This window comes from Acididesulfobacillus acetoxydans, assembly GCF_902729405.1.
Lineage (GTDB): Bacteria > Bacillota > Desulfitobacteriia > Desulfitobacteriales > Desulfitobacteriaceae > Acididesulfobacillus > Acididesulfobacillus acetoxydans.
Genome location: NZ_LR746496.1, coordinates 816,494 through 834,875, shown reverse-complemented (window position 1 = coordinate 834,875; position 18,382 = coordinate 816,494). Strand labels below are relative to the sequence as shown.

At 49.2% G+C, this 18,382-nt stretch carries 18 protein-coding genes; 5 read left to right on the top strand and 13 right to left on the bottom strand.

The window, feature by feature from the left end; translation table 11 throughout:
* Positions 1 to 88 precede the first annotated feature (88 nt).
* From MNU25_RS03685 to MNU25_RS03650, 8 genes are all read right to left on the bottom strand, one after another.
* Positions 89 to 766 (bottom strand): fructose-6-phosphate aldolase, encoded by a 678-nt coding sequence (locus MNU25_RS03685; protein ID WP_240983830.1) that lies wholly within the window; start codon positions 764 to 766, stop codon positions 89 to 91.
* A gap of 100 nt (positions 767 to 866) precedes the next feature.
* A complete protein-coding gene (ptsP, locus tag MNU25_RS03680) occupies positions 867 to 2,564 on the bottom strand; it encodes a phosphoenolpyruvate--protein phosphotransferase (RefSeq protein ID WP_240986714.1) in 1,698 nt (565 codons plus the stop codon).
* 11 nt (positions 2,565 to 2,575) lie between these two features.
* Positions 2,576 to 2,839, bottom strand: a complete 264-nt coding sequence (locus tag MNU25_RS03675; RefSeq protein WP_240983829.1) for an HPr family phosphocarrier protein — start codon at positions 2,837 to 2,839, stop codon at positions 2,576 to 2,578.
* A gap of 115 nt (positions 2,840 to 2,954) precedes the next feature.
* Positions 2,955 to 3,278, bottom strand: coding sequence for a PTS fructose-like transporter subunit IIB (locus MNU25_RS03670; protein ID WP_240983828.1), 324 nt, complete (start codon positions 3,276 to 3,278; stop codon positions 2,955 to 2,957).
* A 47-nt stretch (positions 3,279 to 3,325) separates the two neighbouring features.
* Complete coding sequence (locus tag MNU25_RS03665) at positions 3,326 to 4,393, bottom strand: PTS fructose transporter subunit EIIC (protein WP_240983827.1); 1,068 nt, start codon at positions 4,391 to 4,393, stop codon at positions 3,326 to 3,328.
* 76 nt (positions 4,394 to 4,469) lie between these two features.
* Complete coding sequence (locus tag MNU25_RS03660) at positions 4,470 to 4,922, bottom strand: PTS sugar transporter subunit IIA (protein WP_240983826.1); 453 nt, start codon at positions 4,920 to 4,922, stop codon at positions 4,470 to 4,472.
* 34 nt (positions 4,923 to 4,956) lie between these two features.
* Entirely contained in the window at positions 4,957 to 6,984 is a 2,028-nt protein-coding gene (locus MNU25_RS03655) for a BglG family transcription antiterminator (protein WP_240983825.1), read from the bottom strand.
* Between the two features lie 181 nt (positions 6,985 to 7,165).
* On the bottom strand, positions 7,166 to 8,011 hold the full coding sequence (locus MNU25_RS03650; protein ID WP_240983824.1) for a Cof-type HAD-IIB family hydrolase: 846 nt from the start codon (positions 8,009 to 8,011) through the stop codon (positions 7,166 to 7,168).
* 318 nt (positions 8,012 to 8,329) lie between these two features.
* Between MNU25_RS03650 and MNU25_RS03645 the strand changes: the two genes are divergently transcribed.
* Positions 8,330 to 9,211, top strand: a complete 882-nt coding sequence (locus MNU25_RS03645; RefSeq protein ID WP_240983823.1) for an SDR family oxidoreductase — start codon at positions 8,330 to 8,332, stop codon at positions 9,209 to 9,211.
* Positions 9,212 to 9,293: 82 nt separating this feature from the next.
* On the opposite strand, the gene MNU25_RS03640 is transcribed toward MNU25_RS03645, so the two are convergent.
* Positions 9,294 to 9,551, bottom strand: coding sequence for a hypothetical protein (locus MNU25_RS03640; RefSeq protein ID WP_240983822.1), 258 nt, complete (start codon positions 9,549 to 9,551; stop codon positions 9,294 to 9,296).
* Between the two features lie 416 nt (positions 9,552 to 9,967).
* Between MNU25_RS03640 and MNU25_RS03635 the strand changes: the two genes are divergently transcribed.
* Together MNU25_RS03635 and MNU25_RS03630 are read left to right on the top strand one after the other, a co-directional pair.
* A complete protein-coding gene (locus MNU25_RS03635; protein ID WP_240983821.1) occupies positions 9,968 to 11,131 on the top strand; it encodes an iron-containing alcohol dehydrogenase in 1,164 nt (387 codons plus the stop codon).
* Positions 11,132 to 11,173: 42 nt separating this feature from the next.
* Positions 11,174 to 11,782, top strand: a complete 609-nt coding sequence (locus MNU25_RS03630) for a nitroreductase family protein (RefSeq protein WP_240983820.1) — start codon at positions 11,174 to 11,176, stop codon at positions 11,780 to 11,782.
* 161 nt (positions 11,783 to 11,943) lie between these two features.
* On the opposite strand, the gene MNU25_RS03625 is transcribed toward MNU25_RS03630, so the two are convergent.
* Positions 11,944 to 12,222, bottom strand: a complete 279-nt coding sequence (locus MNU25_RS03625) for a tyrosine-type recombinase/integrase (protein WP_240983819.1) — start codon at positions 12,220 to 12,222, stop codon at positions 11,944 to 11,946.
* Positions 12,223 to 12,294: 72 nt separating this feature from the next.
* Positions 12,295 to 12,489: a hypothetical protein gene (locus MNU25_RS03620; RefSeq protein ID WP_240983818.1), complete on the bottom strand. Its 195-nt coding sequence runs from the start codon at positions 12,487 to 12,489 to the stop codon at positions 12,295 to 12,297.
* 799 nt (positions 12,490 to 13,288) lie between these two features.
* Between MNU25_RS03620 and MNU25_RS03615 the strand changes: the two genes are divergently transcribed.
* Positions 13,289 to 14,521, top strand: a complete 1,233-nt coding sequence (locus MNU25_RS03615; RefSeq protein WP_240983817.1) for a DUF438 domain-containing protein — start codon at positions 13,289 to 13,291, stop codon at positions 14,519 to 14,521.
* A gap of 458 nt (positions 14,522 to 14,979) precedes the next feature.
* On the opposite strand, the gene MNU25_RS03610 is transcribed toward MNU25_RS03615, so the two are convergent.
* The gene (locus MNU25_RS03610; RefSeq protein ID WP_240983816.1) at positions 14,980 to 15,843 is read right to left on the bottom strand and encodes a methyl-accepting chemotaxis protein; all 864 of its coding nucleotides are present in this window, start codon (positions 15,841 to 15,843) and stop codon (positions 14,980 to 14,982) included.
* A 21-nt stretch (positions 15,844 to 15,864) separates the two neighbouring features.
* Positions 15,865 to 16,704: an MCP four helix bundle domain-containing protein gene (locus MNU25_RS03605; RefSeq protein WP_240983815.1), complete on the bottom strand. Its 840-nt coding sequence runs from the start codon at positions 16,702 to 16,704 to the stop codon at positions 15,865 to 15,867.
* A gap of 202 nt (positions 16,705 to 16,906) precedes the next feature.
* Between MNU25_RS03605 and MNU25_RS03600 the strand changes: the two genes are divergently transcribed.
* Positions 16,907 to 18,109 (top strand): Druantia anti-phage system protein DruA, encoded by a 1,203-nt coding sequence (locus MNU25_RS03600; protein ID WP_240983814.1) that lies wholly within the window; start codon positions 16,907 to 16,909, stop codon positions 18,107 to 18,109.
* Positions 18,110 to 18,382 lie beyond the last annotated feature (273 nt).

Below are 18,382 nucleotides of genomic sequence, written 5' to 3'. Positions count from 1 at the left end.
AGGTTCATCAGTCTTCATGACGTTTGCAAGTCTTCTATGGCATTTTAATTCCAGTGCTTTGCCTTGTTTCCTGGAACAAACATTTTTTTTAGAGATCTTTCGTAATCTTCCCCACGCCGTATACCTCTTCCCAGTCCTTCACAAACCGGTCGACACTGGCATCAGTCAAGGGGTGTTGTAACAAAGCATCTATAATTTCAGGGCTCGCTGTAATAGCGTGACTTCCGTAGAGGCTAACCTTATGCACCTGTTCAACACTCTTGAAGCTGGCCGCCAATACTTTGGCCGGAAGATGATACAGTTGCAACAGTTGAACGATCTCCCCGACCACCGAAATCCCGTCCGCACAGATATTATCAAGCCGGTTGACATAGGGTGCCAGGAATTCAGCCCCGGCTACCGCAGCCATTAAAGCCTGCTGAGGTGTGAAGATAGCCGTTGCAGTAGTCTTTACCCCTTTTTCCTTAAGGAGTTTCATGGCTTTAATCCCTTGCGGAATTACCGGAATCTTGATATAGAGGTTTCCCCCCACTTTTTCGTTCAGGTATTCTGCTTCACTGACAATTTTGTCAGCACTCTTACTCAGAGCCTGAACATGCAGCATAGCGTTTTCTCCGATAATGCTGCGGATTTCCAGAATCCTCTGTAAGAAATCCGTCTTTTCGCGGGCAATGATCGTCGGATTCGTCGTAACTCCGGCAATCGGATATAAATCGTAAGAGCGTTTGATATCGGCAAGATTGGCTGTGTCTAATAGATAAAGCATTTAAACATCTCCCTTTCCAGAAATCAGAGGCCCGAGGCCGGAAGCCAGATATTATACTTGTCCGCTGGCCCTGATGAGCTCCGTAGTCAGTTCAGACTGATCAATATCCCAGCGCCCCCATCTTTTCCTTAACCTCCTGAGCTGTTCCCGCCTGCAGGATTTCCGGTACTTTCTTCTTCAGTTCTTCACGGTTTAAGCGACTGATGAGTTCACGGGCCGGAAGCACGGAAATCGCACTCATACTAAACTCATCGAGACCCATGCCTAAAAACAGCGGAATCAAGGCCGGATCCCCGGCGGCCTCCCCGCACATGCCGACCCAGATTCCTGATTTGTGGCCATTCTCGATCACCGTCTGAATCAGACGCAGAACGGCCGGATGAAAAGGTGTATAGAGATGAGCAATCCCCTCGTTCATGCGGTCGACGGCTGTCGTGTACTGGATTAAGTCATTGGTCCCGATACTGAAAAAATCCACCTCTTGGGCCAAGACATCAGAGATCATGGCTGCAGCTGGGATCTCGATCATGATACCGACTTCAATCTCGGAAGAGACGGACGCCCCTTCTTGTTTTAATTCCGCTCTGACCTCCTCCAAAATCCTTTTGGTCTGACGTACTTCATCCAGGCTGGAAATCATCGGGAACATAATTTTCAAGTTGCCGAAGGTACTGGCACGTAGCAAAGCCCGCAGTTGGGTCCGGAAAATGTCAGTTTGCCTCAGACAAACCCGGATTGCGCGGTAGCCTAAAAAAGGATTACTCTCCTTAGGTAAGTTCAAATAGCTTATCTCTTTATCGCCGCCAACATCCAAAGTCCGGATCACAACCGGCCTCGGAGCCATTGTTGCCAAGACCGATTTGTAAGCTTCAAACTGTTCCTCTTCTGTCGGCAAGCGATCCCGGTTAAGATAAAGAAATTCTGTCCGGAATAACCCTATCCCCTCAGCACCGTTGTTTAAAGCCCCGGTACAATCTTTCGGCGTCCCGATATTGGCGGCGAGTTCGACCTTGTGACCGTCAAGCGAGAGGCTGGGCTCCGTTATTAGCTTTTGCAAGCGCTGTTTTTCTGCTTCTATCCTTGTGCGTTGTTTTTCGTACATCGCGACCTGGGCCGAATCAGGCTGGATAATGATTTCTCCCTCGGCAACGTCGAGAATCAGGAGATCCCCGCTCTTAATCCGGCTGGTTCCCTCTTTCGTGCCGACAATAGCCGGAATTTCCAATGAACGGGCCATGATGGCCGTATGGGATGTTCTTCCCCCAATGTCGGTCACAAATCCCAGCACATGGGTCTTATTCATACCGGCCGTGTCTGATGGCGTCAAATCCTCAGCGACAATAATATAATCCTCGGTCAAGTTGGAAAGATCCTGCTGCTTCGCTCCTAGGAGATGGCGGATGATGCGCCCGCCGACATCCCGCAAGTCGGCAGCTCTTTCCCGCATGTATTCGTTATCCATCCCCTCGAGAATTTTGGCATAGAATTCGACACCGGACTCTAAGGCTGCCTCGGCTGTCTTTCCGGCATTGATATGCTCACGGACAACCCCCAATAACTCCTCATCTTGTGTTACCAATATTTGGGCATCGAGAATCTGCGCTTTGTCACCCAATTCCCGAACTGCCCGTTCTTTAATCTGTTCCAGCTGCCGTCGAACCGAAACCAGACTGTCATTTAAGCGCTCTATTTCTTCCGTAGGTGTGCGGGTGCTCTGTTGCGTTATAGAGAGGTTTTCTTCTTTTACGACCCAAGCTTTTCCAATGGCTATCCCCGGTGATACTCCGACACCAAGCATTTTCTGCACCTCTACTCCCCGAAATTAGTTTTAAATAAAGCCTGAATTTTGGTATCTGTCTCAGCCTCATCCGGCCCGTCAATGCGAATGGAGATAACGTCACCCTTTTGGGCCCCGACACTCATGATACCTAAAACACTTTTAGCATTATACTCTTTACCTTCTTTAATAAGGGTAACACTGGATTTGCTTTGACTCGCCATTTGGACAAGCAGGCTAGCCGGACGGGCATGAAGCCCTTGATTATTCGTAATCGTATATTGTCTTTCCAGCATGTTTTTTCCTCCGTCTTACTGTTTAAGCTTCTTCGACTCATCGCCGAACCGCAAGCGTGACAACGGACTTTCGTTCCTAAAGACGAAAGAGGGGAGCCCCCGCCCCCCTAACCCTCTAACTTTGTCCTTTTTGGGCAATGACCTCTTCGGCCTTGGCAACGATTATATCGGCTTTGCGCACCGCATCTCCGACCCCAACATTAATTATGGTTTTCCCGGCAAAGCGCTCTCTGTTTTTAATGGCCATATCTTTTGTTAAAACTACGATGTCAGCATCCGCTACATCTTTCGGGGTAATTGCATTCTCAATCCCGATGGAACCCTGGGTCTCAACTTTAATGCTGTGTCCTTTTTGCTTGGCTGCCTTGGTTAAAGCCTCGGCAGCCATATAAGTGTGTGCCACACCCGAAGGGCAAGCTGTAACCGCTAAGATCTTCATATATCTTCCTCCTGAACTCATTGACTCCTAGTACTGTCTAGCTTCCCTTATAGTTCGATTTCTATGCCGCTGAGATCATCATCGGTTTCTGTCGCAACTTTGTCGACCACCGGCTTTTTCAGCGCATTGACCAGGAAAGCTGTTATCACCACACCGACCAAGGATGAAATAATATAGCCCAAAACATTGGTTGCAACCGGCAAGACTATCCAGCCACCCCAGGGCGCACGGTTTCCGACATTCAAGAGCATCGCCGTAACCGAACCGGCTGCCGAGCCTACCATCAAAGAAGGAATAACCCGCAGCGGGTCAGCGGCCGCAAAGGGGATAGCCCCCTCGGTTATCCCGATCAGCCCCATCAGTATCGCCGCTTTTCCGTTTTCACGTTCTTCATAGGTGTATTTCTTCGGTGCCAGAAAAGTAGCGACCGCCATGCCAACAGGAGGAGTCATGATGGCAACACCGACAGCCCCCATAATATTATAGATCCCCGAACCCAGCATGAAAACTGCAAAAGTATAGGCCACTTTGTTAACAGGACCACCCATATCAAAAGCGATCATAGCACCCAGAATAAGTCCCAGAACTATTTTGTTAGCGCCGCTCATAGTTTTTAGCCAGGCAGTGAGTCCAGCCATCAAGGAAGCGATGGGAGTACCAATCACAAACATCATTAAGCCGCCGACGATAAATGTCCCGACAATCGGAATGACGAAAATCGGCATAACCGGCTTAATGGTCTTGGGAACTGGAATCTTCTTGAGATAGAAGACAACGATCCCGGCGACGAGGCCGGCGATAATTCCGCCGAGAAATCCTGCTCCAACCTGGCTGGCAATTAAGCCGCCTATAGCCCCCGGCGCAATGCCCGGCCGGTCAGCCATGGAAAAGGCAATGAAGCCGGCTAAAATCGGTATGAACAACGTAAATCCGGCGCCCCCTATTTTGAACAGCCCATCCAGGAAATAAGAACTTTTAGGTTCCGCTGGTTGCCCGGAGAGTAAAACCGAAAGCGCTAAAAGAATACCACCGGCCACAATGAATGGAATCATATAGGAAACACCGCTCATCAAATGTTCCCGGGTACGCTTCATCAAACTGGAAAATTCACTCATCTTAATCATCCTTTCAACTCGAAGTTTTGCTTTTTAAGCGGATGCTCATGGCGATAGTCTCATCTCTCGAACTTCGCTATTGGGTCACCTTCTCCAGAATTCCAAGGATTTCTGCTTTTGTTTTGGCTTCAGACAATTCCTGGCGGAATTCCTCGTTAATTAAGGCTCGCGACAACATGGCCAGAATCTTAAGATGTTCGTTGGAAGCTTGCTGATCCGGTACTGCCAGTAAAAAGACAGTATGAACCGGTGATCCGTCAAAAGCCTCCCAGTCGATTCCTGCCTCCGACCGTCCAAAGACAACCGCTGCCTCCTTAACGGCCGGCGACTTTCCGTGGGGAATAGCTACACCAAATCCGACCGCAGTATTTCCCGTCTCCTCCCGTTTAAATACATCCTGGAGAAACCCATCCTGGGAAAATAGGCAACCTTCCTTATCCAGCAGTTGCGTTAATTCCCTGATAACACTTGTGCGGTCTGTCGCCTTAAGATTTAGGTCCATTAATTCTGTTCTCACTAGCTGTCCCATTGTCTTTTCTTTACCTCCGAAAAGTAGTTATCTATTAAAAATTTCGCGTTAGATATTCAGCCATCTCTTGGGCAGTCTTACAAGCTTTCAATGGGCGAACCCATTTAGGATTGTCAACGGCTTCATAGAAACGCTTAAAGAATCCACTCGCATATCTAACTTGTTCTGTCTTTAAAGCCAGCATGAAGATCAAATCCACCGGCTCGCCTTCCCAGTCTACCGTTTCTTGAAGCAAAGCGACCGCTATAGCCGATTTGGAGACATAGGCCGTGTTGCCATGAGGTATCGCTATCCCATGTCCCACTGCGGTTGAACTTAACTTTTCCCTCTGAATGACACTTCCTGTAAAACCGGAACGGGCCTGGCCGTTATTCTCAAGAAGATTTCCCAAGGCATCTATTGCCTCTTCACGGCTCCCACAAGGTATCCCGTTAAGCATGAGTTCTTCTTTAAACCATGATGACTCAGGACGCTCCACCCTCTGCTTCACGTCAGATGACTCTTCCAGGGGGGCCGCCGCCTGCGGTAAACTCAGGAACTCCAACAAGCGCTGTTGATCCTGATCCGTTAAAAGGGGGGAAACACGGATCATAGGATAGCCAAAATTTCCGCCGAGGGGAACAGTCGTGACAATGGCATCAATCTTTTCCGTGAGATTCCGGCATCTTTCTTGGATCCTCAACGCAGAAACCATATCTACCACTTCCAAGGAAGAAGACATTTTCCGCAGCCTGGAAGCTAGAAGTTGAGCCGTTCCTACACCGCTACTGCAGACAACAAGCACCCTTTTCGGATGCTTCTGGCGTTCCGCACTTGCCCCTAAGTGCATGGCCAGGTAACCTATCTCTTCCTCGCTGACTTTAATCCCTAATTCTTTCTCCAGATAGGCTCCTGCAATCCAAGCTGCTCCAAATACGGTTGGGTATTGCTCTTTGATCTGATTCAGAATGGGATTACGCAAAGACATACCATACTTTAAGCGGTTGATTACGGGGCGTAAGTGTAATAACAAGCCGAGTAAAAGCTGTTTGTCCGAGGTAAACTTGAGATGGAGTGCTCCTTCAGCCTCTTTAATCATGCCTTGAGCCAGTCTTACCAGTTCCGGTTCAAAATCCTGTAAAGCCAAGTTGACATCCAAGGAACCATGTTCCACTTTGGCTCCTAGGATGTGTAAGGTCATATAGCCGATCTCAGCCTCGGGTACCTGGATGTGAAACGCATTCTCCAGCCTATGAGCTATTTGACTCGTTAAGGCGAATTCACTTTGTCGGCGCAGAAACTCCAATTGCGCTTCCGGCATGGTTAAAGCCTTATTCTGTTTGATACGTTCCAAACCGATAACCAAATGAATTAAAAGACTTACAAAATTGTCGTCAGTAAAATAAGTCCCCCTTTCATGCTCAGTTTCTTCCAAAATCTCGCGAACTATCCTTATTTCGTTCTCTGGAAAAAGTGAACGAATTTGCCTGTAGCTAACGGGGTCAATTCGTGAAGAATCCAGTAGGGAATGTTCAATATTCTGGTTCAAAACATCAACCAATACGTCTTTGTCGACCAAGCTGACCAGGTAATCGGCGACAGCTTTACGCCAATTTTCTTCGGAGCCTTCGACTTCGATGCCATAATGGGGTTTGCGCACGAGTTTGAGGTTATAGAAGGTTAAGGATTTTTCAACGGTTTCAAGATCCTTGTTAATCGCAAGCCTGCTGACATAAAGTACATCCGCAAACTGCTGCATGGTACGGAAATTAGGGTCGCTTTGCAAGAGCTTGAGAAAAATGAAACGTTGCCTATCCGATGGGGAAAAGGGTTCGAGTATTTTTTCCGGCATCGACTCCTGTAATACCCTGCGGTGGTCCGCCTCACTCAACGTGAGAGCAATACCCACTCCCGGCTTCCGAATCAGTTGAGAACCTTCACTCAGCCAGCCTTCCAGTGCATCCAGTTCCGTTCTGACAGTTCTGGCTGACACCCCCAGTCTGCGTGCTAAGGTCTCTAGAGTCATCGGGTGCCTCGTCAGCAACAGTTCCCGTGCAAGCTGATAACTCCGCTTCGTTATCATGACGGTTTTCCTCCTCAGTGCATCTTTAGATTAACACAAACCAATTCGTTAGAAAATTCAAAGGCATTGCCACATTAATGTGGCAATGCCTTTTATTGTCCCTTGTTATTTTCTTTTTATTCTGTCAAGCCCATTTTCGATGCCTTTTTCAGACGCTTCTGCATCACGGCCACTTCTACTGTCAGCATGAAGCATTAACCACCCATTCTCCGAAAACATGAGCTAAAGCGACGGCGACACCCATTTCTGTATTGCGTTTCGTTACCCAGTCAGCCTTTTTTTGGACTGCCTGCGGTGCATTGCCCATCGCCACCCCGAAACCGGCATATTCCAACATGGATATATCGTTATAATGGTCACCCAAAGCCATCACCTCGTGTTGTTTAATCCCCAATCTTTCGGCTACAACACGCAGGGCTTCCCCTTTGGAGGCGTCTCGTGAGACAATTTCCAAGTGTTTGTCATTACTCTGCACAAAGCAGTAGTAACTCCTATACTTTGCCTCATGTTCTGCGTTAAATTCCGCGACAGCTTCGGGATTTCCAGAAACAAGCATTTTCATGATCGGCCGCTCCATGAGCAGGGAATTATTTCGAGGGGAAAGTGGCCAATTATCAACGATCTCCGCCCGGACTTTCTCTAAACTCCAATGGAAATCCAGCCAAGTTTCATCCTCCAGCGGATTTTTCTTCAGCATAATGCCGTCGGCAAAGTACAAACTCACGTGGAGTCCGTCGGTTTGGGCATGTTCAATTAAGGGAACAAGCCCCTCGGTCTGCAGAGGCAAGCGAAGCCAAGGAGGAGCCCCCGGTTTTCCCACCCAAGCTCCGTTAAGACCGATCAAAGGCATTTCCGTACCGATTGAGCTCGCATAACTTTCTAGTGAAGAAATAAGCCTTCCTGAGGCCAAGGTCACGCGAATTCCCTGTTTTTGCAGTCTATGCAAAGCTGAAAGAACTTGCGGAGGAATCCTTTTCTGATCATCGACTAAGGTCCCATCCACATCCAGACAAACCAAACGTACCATTGGCTCTCCTCTTAAATAAATAGAACGAGTTTGTAAGATAATCTAAGCTTAGCACAAAGCCGTTGGTTTAGACAGAAAGTAAATGGTTAAAAAGACGCATTATTCTTATGGCAAAAACAAACAATTGCTTAAAAGCCCCCGGAATAAGGCTTTATAGACAATTGCCCAAAACACCACTGTCGTTACCTGCTTCTTGCTCAAAACAGACAAAGGTAGTATAAAGATAGTAAGGTTTCAAGATAAGTGACGTGGAAATAGAAGGCGAACATGAAAGATAAGGAATAACAGTGAGTGAAGATGGTAAATGGAGGTTGGAGAATGAAAACTTTGAAAGTCGCGGTCAGCGGAGCAAATGGTTTTCTCAATTCACGCTTAATCCACTCCTACCGTTCAAGTTATGACATGATCCCTCTAAACCGTAAGGAGGTCAATATCACCAATGCTCCAGAGGTATCCCGGGTAATCCGCCAAATCCAGCCGGATCTCATCATCCACGGAGCAGCCATGACAGCTACTGCAGCTTGCGAACGGGAGCCGGATTTAGCTTATGAGGTTAATGTGACAAGTTCCGTAAATCTCGCTAAAGCTGCCAAAGAAGTCAACGCCGAGCTGGTTTTTTTTAGTAGTGAGCAGGTTTTTAACGGAAATCCAGAAGATGGCCCTTATTCGGAAAAAGGCAAAGCCGTTCCCAATACCGTCTATGGGAAAACGAAACTTGAAGCGGAAGAATTATTGACAAAGGAAATTGAAGACCTTTGGATTTTAAGGTTTAGTTGGCTTTTCGGCCTGCCGGAAAGGAATATGCCTCTGGGAGTAAATCTCTTCCAAAACGTACTAGGAGCAGCAGTAAGTGGCATACCGATTAAAATGCCGGTCAACGAGTTCCGGGGAATCACGTACGTTTATGACATCATTGATCATTTCAGAGAACTTTTGGAGCTCCCATTTGGAACCTATCATGTTGGATCAGAGAACCAGCAAAGTACCTATGAGACAGCCATCTTCATCCTAGAACGACTGGGCTTAAAGAAAGAGAGAATTTCGGGAATAATCTTGCCGGATGACGATAAATACCGGGAGCATAAGCGAGACTTACGTTTATCTTGCGACAAAATAAAGGAGGCGGGTATTCCTGTGACGACTTCTCAGAATGGCATTGAGCGGGCCCTCAGGGAGTTTGGGTACTTAAAAAAAAGATGATGATCTGTCAGCGGTTCCTCAGGAACGGTGGTTATACTTAAACTCGTTCCAAAGGTTAGGATCAGGTTCAAGAACGGAAACGTTATGTCAATATCTGCCGTCTTATCCTTGACGCCACCGTTATACCCGGATTCTTGGCACTGTTGTCCAACCGGCTCCTTTTGCCGCCGGTTAGCCTCTCCCTCCCGGTCTTCTTTCGGCTCCACTGCACCCGCAGGTTCCACTCTGTCCGCTTCTGGTTCCGCCGTGTTCGAAAACTTCCCTTTATCCTGCCTTTCTTCTTCTCGCTCTTTCTCCCCGCCTTCCTTCCTATTCTCCTCTTGTTCCTGCTGATGTTCACCGAAGCGTCCAAGCCGTTCGAACGGTCCTTGTTCTTCCTGGCCGATCCGGTGAGGCGACGTCCAGCCGCCTTTGGTTTGTTTTTCTTTGCTATTTCAAAAGCTTTCTTTTAGTGTTTTTGTACCAAACCCCTTCTCTCTATATTCCAAGTGCGCCACAACATTCTCTATCTAGGGGTGAAAGTTCCCTGCTTGATCGAACCGTGGGTGATGGGGACGGTGTGCATGTTGGCATATTACCTCGGCCACGCTTCCGCTTTCTCCATCGTGAATTTTGATTCCATCCACCCCTTCGAAAGGCATGTCTACCCCTCATTTCACATTTGGCCGCTGCCATCCGTTGTCGGTTTAGTCTAAGACGTTGCGAAAATAAATCCTTAGAGATACAATTGACTTGCTGCGGAAAGGAGAATTTGCCATGTTGAACTTCAATTACCGAATTCCGACAGAAGTCTTTTTTGGTGAGGGTCAGCTCAAAGTCCTGGGCAACCAAATCAGAAGATACGGATCCAAGCTCCTCCTCGTTTACGGCGGAGGAAGTATCAAAAAGATGGGACTCTATGCCAATGTCATAGAACTTCTTCAGTCTGCTGACATCCCATTTTGGGAACTCTCAGGTGTCGAACCGAATCCTCGGGTTACCAGTGTCCGTAAGGGAATTGATCTCTGCCGCAAAAACGAGATCGACTTCATTCTTGCCGTCGGCGGAGGAAGCACGATCGATTGCGCCAAAATTATCGCCGCTGGGTTCTATTACAGTTCGGATCCCTGGGATCTCATGATTGGTAAGGCCAAGATTGAAAAAGCTCTACCGCTTGGGACCATCCTTACTCTCGCTGCAACCGGTTCGGAAATGGATCCCATGGCGGTCATCAGCAATCCTGAGACCCATCAGAAGGTCGGCATAGGCCATCCGTCCCTGAGCCCGGTATTCTCAATCCTTGATCCCACGTATACCTTCAGCGTCCCCAAAAACCAGACAGCCGCGGGTACCGCGGACATCATGAGTCATGTCTTTGAATCCTATTTCAGCAAAACGCGAAGCGCCTTTTTACAGAGCCGCCTAGCGGAAGGCATTTTGAAAACCTGTATCCGGTACGGACCTCAGGCCATGGAGAACCCTGAAGATTATGAAGCGCGAGCCAACCTCATGTGGGCATCAAGTTTGGCCATTAACGGACTTTTAAGTTACGGGAAAGAAAGAAAATGGACCGTACATCCCATTGAACACGAACTCAGTGCTTACTATGATATTACACACGGGGTGGGTCTGGCGGTTTTAACTCCCCACTGGATGGAGTATGTCCTCTCCGAGCAGACGGTTGACACCTTCAAAGAATATGGGGTCAATGTCTGGGGTCTGAATCCACAGGACAATGCTTTCGCTGCAGCTCGGCAGGCCATTGCCAAGACCAGAGAATTCTTTGTCTCTTTAGGTTTGCCCACATCTCTGCATGAAATCAATATCCCCGAGGACAAACTTGAGGTGATGGCCAGAGCGGCGACAAAATCGGGTCCACTCGGCGAATTCAGGCCGGTCAATGCGGAAGATGTCCTGCAAATTCTCAGGGCTGCTCTGTAAACGAGTGAAAGCGGGAATCTCACAATTGGAGGAGATAGTACTATGGAATTAATCGACGCCATGAAAAAAAGGCACAGCGTCCGCAAGTATAAAGCCGATTCTGTCCCAGATGAAGCAATTACGGAATTGCTGATGGCGGCCAGGCTTGCTCCCTCCGGGAGCAACTTGCAGCCCACCCGCTTTGTTGTGATCAAAAGTCCGGAGGCAAGAGCACGTCTAAGTGCGGCAACTTCGCTCCCCTTTGTCACACAGGCACCTGTCGTCCTGGCGTGCTGTGTAGATGCCGATTCTTTTGGCGGACTGGGAACCCGGATGCGTGAACTCAAAGAAGCCGGAGCTTTCAATGACACTCCTCTGGCCGACTTGGATTCGAAAGACTACGCCCAACGCCGGCAAATGGACAAAGCCACTGCGCAAGGGTATCTGCGTCTCAATGCAGCCATCGCCCTTGAACACGTGGCTTTGCGGGCTGCTGACCTGGGACTGGGAACGTGTTGGGTCATGATGTTTGATCAGGGCAAGGCCAAAGAAGTGCTGGGACTCGGCAACAATTACAGTATAGTGGCTCTGATGCCCGTCGGCTATGCGGATCAGGACCCTGCACCCCGTCCCCGACTGGAACTGAAGGATCTCCTTCTGAAAGAACTGTAAACGCTCGTTAGGTTGATTCATACCTGAGCCGCCTGAACCGATTTACATTCCACAGTGGTTAGATTCTGACGACCAACGCAGTAGAAGCGTATCACATCACATATGGGCTGCGATTGCCTTTTTTGTCATTCGGCAGCTCCTTCCATTCCATTCCTATTTTCTCATTTTCTCCACGAAAGTTTCTCCACGGCCCGCGCTTTTTCCTGCTCCGTCGGCTTCGTTCTCGTGGTGTCAAGTCTTTTGTGCCCTAGAAACTCCGCGACCATCTCCAGCCCTTCTCCCGCGTTCAGCATGTTCTTGGCAAACGTGTGCCGAAGTGCGTGCGGGTGCAGTTGGGGAAGCTTCGCCAGGTATGCGTATTGATCAATCACCTGCCCGATACCGCTGGCCGTAAGGCGTTTGGGTCCTCGCCCCCGTTGGCTGAGAATTCCTGCCATCATCGGAACGGCCCGCCCGTTTTGCCGGATACCGGCCTGCTGCGAGCTTAGGTGTTTCACCGCCTCTCCGACTAATCAGGCTCCTTTTTGAGCGGCAAAGGATAGCTGGGCCAGAACCTTAACAGTCTGCTCAAAACAGCGCAGCTCCTCGAACAGTTCCGCAATCTTTTGCTTGGAAATATCCTCATGGACAGGCACCATATTAAGAGCCAGCGACATTTTCTCTGGATTGGTGCCATACAGATTGCACAAGTCAGTCTGGATTAACACAAGATCCCCCCTTCCATGCATCTAACGAGCGTTTGTCTTACTGTTGCATACTCGCTTAATTTTGCGGTATAATATAGACAAAGAGAACGCGGCTAATATCCCGCGTCCCAGCACAACGAACCGCAGGTGTGCGGCCACAATGGGATAGGACGAGAAAAAGGTCGTAATGAAAAAGTAACCTTCTCTTTGCGGGGTGGGGTTACTTTTTCAGTATCTCAAGGACGAATTTCAGCACCGCGACGACTAAGGTTGCCCATGCCAAGCGATGAATATCTGTGATGATCATAGCCACAACGAAATCTCTGATCATTCTACACGCGTAGTGGGTAGAAGGCACCCCTCACGGGATGCGGTGTAAGGTAGATGCCCGAAAGTAACGGACTGATGACCTGTAATCCATCCTCGCTCATTCCGCAGCCCAGACTGCAGAACCAATGATTGGTAACCCACAAGCCTCCGGGTGTGTTGTACTCGTTGATGTAGATGTCGTCATAACGATTGTGTTGATTATTTTGATTGTGTCAATTATCAAATTCCGGATATTTCCACGCAAAAACTACGCCACCGCTAAAACTTTTCGCTGCCGTTGCCTTAGGGAAATTTACCGTTGCCAAGAGAGTGTAAGGTGCTTCTTCGTACAATCGTTCCATGTCTTGCGCCGGCGCCCCCTTGTAAGATGGGCCTTGCGGTGGAGTTTCCGCACAAAGGTGGTATAATCAAATCTAATTCAACCGAGTCTAGACAGGAAAGGCTAATCCCCGTAAGGACGAAGGATTAAACTGTAGAGGGAGTAAATCGTATGAGTGAAGCCATCAATAACCGAGTCTATCGGCAAAGAGTACTCAAGGAATTAATTACAGACCTGCATCAAGGCAGTAGTGTTGAGGAGGTTAAGAACCGCTTTGCCGCCTTGATCGAAGGCGTTTCGGCGTCAGAGATAGCGGAAATGGAACAAGCCTTAATCCTCGAAGGGATGCCCGTCGAGGAAGTCCAACGACTTTGTGATGTACACGCGTCGGTATTTAAGGGATCAATCGAAGAAATTCACGCGCCCCGGCCGCGTGAAGAAAATCCTGCTCACCCCATCTACACCTTTAAATTGGAAAACAGAGAACTGGAGAAATTGCTAAATGAGCATATCCTACCGCATTTGGAAGAACTGAAGACGGCAGACAGTGTGGCGAAACGGAAAGAACTTGCTGCCGATTTTACGCTGTTGGGGGAAATTGATAAGCACTACTCCCGCAAAGAAAATTTGCTCTTCCCCTATATGGAAAAACATAAGATCACCGCCCCTCCCCAAGTCATGTGGGGAGTTGATGATGAAATTCGGATTCTTATCAAAGAGACGCGAAAACTTCTGGCTGATGTCCCCGAAAATGCAGCCACCGTCATTGAAAAAGCTTCTCAGGCTGCAACCCGGCTGAAAGAGATGATTTTCAAAGAAGAGAACATCCTTTTTCCTATGGCCTCGGACTCTTTGACAGACCCGGAGTGGATGAAGATCGCCCAGGCAAGCCCCGAAATCGGCTACTGCTTGATCGACCCGCCGATGCCGGAGGCGGCTTCCACGTCTGCGCACGCGGATCATGAGCCGGAGTTTAGGGAAGAGACTTCCCAGACAACCTATGTTCACTTTGACGCCGGGCTTCTCTTGCCGGAAGAGATAAATGCGATGCTCAATACCTTACCCATAGATATCACGTTCGTCGACAAGAACAATACCGTCAAGTACTTTACCCAGGGCAAAGAACGGATTTTTGCGCGACCCAAAACCATTATCGGCAGGCTGGTTGAGAACTGTCATCCTCCGGCAAGTGTACATATCGTGCAGAAAATTGTCGAAGACCTAAAATCCGGGAAAAAGGACCACGAGGATTTCTGGCTAAACATGGGAAACCAGTATGTCTACATTCGCTACTTTGCCGTCAGAAATGCACAAGGCGAGTATCTGGGCACGATGGAGGTGTCCCAGGATATTCGACCCATCCAGGAAATCTCCGGTGAAAAACGGCTGATGGCGGACGCGTAAAGAAGGAACTTACGGTTACGGGAGAACAAAGCAAACTGCGGGGGTGTAAATGGTGGCAATACCCTCTTCTGGCGTGAAGACCCATCTCCGATGCCCTTGCTTACCCCATCCAGAGATAGTTTCACGATGCCTGTCTGCTAACAATTAAAGACTTTGTATAAGCGCGGAAATTACCCAGACCGGTAAGGGCGAAACCGTCGCCCTTACCTCCAAAGAATGGAGCCTCCGAGGTTCCATTTGTCGGAAAAGAGCATCGATCCCCATCCTCCCGCGACGATTCCGTCAATCGGGCCAGGTCCGCTTTAAGTTCTCTGTACAGTTCGTAGACCGGGGCGATCATTGTTTCAATTTCCTTTTCCGAGTGCCCCAAGGAACGGAGAGTATTCGCGAAGGCTTTCAGTGTTTCTTCCATTTCTGTATTCGTAACACCATCCTCTTTCTTGCTTGGCGCAGCGACCTTACACCTTAAATTTCCCCACCAACTCACTTAACTTCCCCGCCAGCCGCGCTTGAGCCTGGGCCGATTGATTGACTTGTTCTACCGCGGTAGCCGTCTGGTCCACTATGGAGGATATTTCCTCCGAGCCGGAGGCAGACTCCTCCGCGGTTGCCGCCACATTTTGAATCGTCGCGCTGATTTGAGCAATAACTTTGCTCATAGACAGGGTTGCTTCGGCCAGTTCCTGAGACATTTCCGTGACGAATTTGGAATCCTCTTCATATTGATTGCCAGTCTGAGCATAGGCTTCATAGTCAGGGCGAACCTTGGTCTCAATGAACACCAGTAATGCTTGGGTGTTGGTCACGAGATTTCCAAAGACTTTTTGGACGTCACTGACGACATTATGGATGTTGCTGACCGCTGTCTCGGACTGTTCCGCCAGCTTTCGAACTTCATCGGCAACAACCGCAAACCCTCGCCCAGCCTCTCCCGCACGTGCGGCTTCGATACTGGCATTTAGTGATAACAGATTGGTTTGCTGAGCAATTCCCCCAATAGCCTCTGCCATGACCTTGATTTGGTCCACTGCCTTCGACTGCTCCAAAGCTTGTCTGACTTTGGCTTCCTTGTCCTTGTAAATCACATTCGCCTCCTCCACAGCCCGTACGCCCCGACTCCTTATCTCACTGGCCCGTTCCTTAATAGCTAAGGCATTATTCCGTCCCGTGTCCGCCCTGACCGTTAACTGCTTTGTAAATTCTTGCATTTCCCAGGCCGAAGCGCCCATTTCCTCCGTACTGGCAGTAAGCTCTTCTGTTCCTTGGGCAATCTGCTCCGCCGATCCCTGAATGGTCTGCATCGTGGCTGAAAGCTCTTCCATCGTGGCTGAGAGTTCCTGCGATTAGGCACTCATCGACTCGGAACCGTCATGAATTGCAACGAGAAGTTCGCGAACGTTTTGCATCGCCTGCCTCAGAGCATCCCCCATTTTCCCGATTTCATCTCTACCGTACAATCTGAGTTCCCGGCTTAGATCGCCCAGTCCAAAACCGCCGGCAAATTGCGCAATTTCAGAGAGGCGACGGGAGAGATTGATGGACAGGTAGGAAGCTAGCAGCAGAGCAACCAACAGACTGAACCCGAGAACGCTGAGCACCACCATCCTTGTGCCAAGGAAGACTTGATGGTTATCTTCGTTTCTGCTGCGGGCTCCGTTTTCAGCCGCCGCAATCAACTTATTCAGATTCTCGATAGAGGTCTCATTAGTCGTTTGCATCCCGCCTTGCAGAATCTTACCCGCTGCTGGATAGTTTCTTGCCGCTAAAAATTGGACCGCACGATCATAGGAGGCCCAATAATCGGCAACGGCTCGCTCATAAGCGGAAAAATAGCTCTTGTCCCCAGGCGGCAATCCATCCGCAAAGCTCTTCTCGTAGATCTGCTCATCTTTTCTAAATTGGGCCTCGGCCGCTTGAAGCTGCTGGGAACTGTTCGTGTGCTGGATTTTATCCTGTTCGATATAAAGCTGTTGGATATCAACGGTGCTCTCTCTCAGATCCGCCTTAATATGATTCAGTTCAATAACAGGTACAAGACTATCAGAATAAATTTTGCCTCCCCTGGCATCGATCTCGCCCATTTCCATAATTCCTAGATAACCCATAAAAGCGACTAACACTACGAGCACCGCAAAGCCGGTCGTGAGCTTGACTTTCCAGGTTACGTTGTTGAGAAACCTCACCCAAAGACCCCCTTAGATTCTTTATCCCTTGACAGCTATGCCCGAATTTCGCCGAATGCTGTCAAGTATTGCCGCAAAGTTCTTGGCCACATTCGACAGCTTGGCGGGAATTCCTGCTGCATCTGCCGGATTTTTTTCCGGATGCCCAACTATTATTAGGGCTCGTGCAGGATAATGGAAACTTCTGGCGAATATTCTAGTTATGAGCAATATCTTTGATTTTACGCATGGAGTATGGAGACACCCGTACACTTTTGCCCCCTCTTCCGATGAACTGCGTGACAAGATTATCCGTGAGTTAGGTCATGTCCACGGCATAACCGGTCCACCGAACGCCCCCATGAAAAACCTTTACCGAGAAATGCACTATTGGCACCGCTATCAGGAACTGGAGCGGAACAAATCCTGGATCCAGCAATCTTACCAGCGTTACCGCTCCTTTTTCGCGTGCGGTTTGGGTTTAGACCCCGCCAAAGTTCAGCCAGAACTTATCCCAGTGGAAAAAGGACCCATGGCGGACCTGTTTCGATTAGCTCGCTATACCTGGCAATTGCCCTACTCTAAAGGATACGGGAGACGCCTGCGTTTCCTGCTTTGGGACCGATACCATGATAAGTTAATGGGACTCATTGGCTTGCAGTCTCCACCCATCGACTTGGCCCTGCGTGACAACTTTTATCAGATCCCCCGAGCGCAAAAGGTGGTCCTGATTAACCAGACCATGGATGCCTTTGTCTTAGGTGCCGTACCTCCATACAATGGCTTTTTGGGCGGGAAACTGGCCGTCATGGCCGCAGCTAGCCGCGATGTGCGTCTGGCATATGAACGAAAATACCGGTTAACCCGCTCCGAACTCAGACAAGAGCTCCTGCCCGCCCGTCTAGTTGCCATTACCACCCTCTCGGCTTTCGGCCGCAGTTCCTTGTACAATAGGGTTTCCGCAGGTAAGACCAGCCGAGGACAGAACCATTGGCTCACCTTTTCCTTGGGTCAGACATCCGGATGGGGAACCTACCACTGTTCGGACACGCTATACCAGGAACTCAAAGATTTTGTTCGTGCTTTTCATCCGGAATTGCGAGTGACAGGATTCGGCACGGGCCCAAAGATCAAGCGCACGGTAATCACTCTGGCTTTGCGAGCCCTCGGCCTACCCAGTTCTCTCGCTCAGCATGGGATTCCCCGCGAACTGTTTATCATTCCGCACATTTCCAACCTGGGGGATTTTCTGGGCGGCAGGCGGACTGAACCCGCGTATAATGATCTGTCTTTTGCCGATCTTGCCGCACACTGGAGAAACCGCTATCTGTTGGGTCTGGGCTCCACTCCACGTTACCTGGCGCGCTCTGAACACTGGACGCATTGGGACCACGATGATTTACGCCGTTGTCTGGGCCTCAGTTAGCACCGACTAGCTTTCTTGAGACCGGACTTCTTGCCAGAAGCTGGACTTTGAAACGAATATTTGGACGCCACTAAATTGAGGTGCTCATCGAGAAACATTGTTTCAAGAGGGCGCCTTTTTACTGTCCCGCGGTTGCCAGCAAGTGTTCGAACTGGTTAATGTTTACCGGCATAGGACCCGGTCCATGACGAATAAGCCTTTTCCGCCGTTGTCCGGCAAAGACAAAACCCCATTTAAGTTTTGTTTATCATAGATATAGGAAAACCTTATGCG

Coding starts and splice junctions, on each gene's coding strand:
- MNU25_RS03610 (WP_240983816.1), bottom strand. CDS start 15,843: ATGGAAGAGCTTTCAGCCACGATGCAGACCATTCAGGGATCGGCGGAG.
- MNU25_RS03665 (WP_240983827.1), bottom strand. CDS start 4,393: ATGAGTGAATTTTCCAGTTTGATGAAGCGTACCCGGGAACATTTGATG.
- MNU25_RS03615 (WP_240983817.1), top strand. CDS start 13,289: ATGAGTGAAGCCATCAATAACCGAGTCTATCGGCAAAGAGTACTCAAG.
- MNU25_RS03600 (WP_240983814.1), top strand. CDS start 16,907: ATGAGCAATATCTTTGATTTTACGCATGGAGTATGGAGACACCCGTAC.
- MNU25_RS03660 (WP_240983826.1), bottom strand. CDS start 4,922: ATGGGACAGCTAGTGAGAACAGAATTAATGGACCTAAATCTTAAGGCG.
- MNU25_RS03645 (WP_240983823.1), top strand. CDS start 8,330: ATGAAAACTTTGAAAGTCGCGGTCAGCGGAGCAAATGGTTTTCTCAAT.
- MNU25_RS03675 (WP_240983829.1), bottom strand. CDS start 2,839: ATGCTGGAAAGACAATATACGATTACGAATAATCAAGGGCTTCATGCC.
- MNU25_RS03670 (WP_240983828.1), bottom strand. CDS start 3,278: ATGAAGATCTTAGCGGTTACAGCTTGCCCTTCGGGTGTGGCACACACT.
- ptsP (WP_240986714.1), bottom strand. CDS start 2,564: ATGCTTGGTGTCGGAGTATCACCGGGGATAGCCATTGGAAAAGCTTGG.
- MNU25_RS03635 (WP_240983821.1), top strand. CDS start 9,968: ATGTTGAACTTCAATTACCGAATTCCGACAGAAGTCTTTTTTGGTGAG.
- MNU25_RS03630 (WP_240983820.1), top strand. CDS start 11,174: ATGGAATTAATCGACGCCATGAAAAAAAGGCACAGCGTCCGCAAGTAT.
- MNU25_RS03685 (WP_240983830.1), bottom strand. CDS start 766: ATGCTTTATCTATTAGACACAGCCAATCTTGCCGATATCAAACGCTCT.
- MNU25_RS03625 (WP_240983819.1), bottom strand. CDS start 12,222: ATGATGGCAGGAATTCTCAGCCAACGGGGGCGAGGACCCAAACGCCTT.
- MNU25_RS03650 (WP_240983824.1), bottom strand. CDS start 8,011: ATGGTACGTTTGGTTTGTCTGGATGTGGATGGGACCTTAGTCGATGAT.
- MNU25_RS03655 (WP_240983825.1), bottom strand. CDS start 6,984: ATGATAACGAAGCGGAGTTATCAGCTTGCACGGGAACTGTTGCTGACG.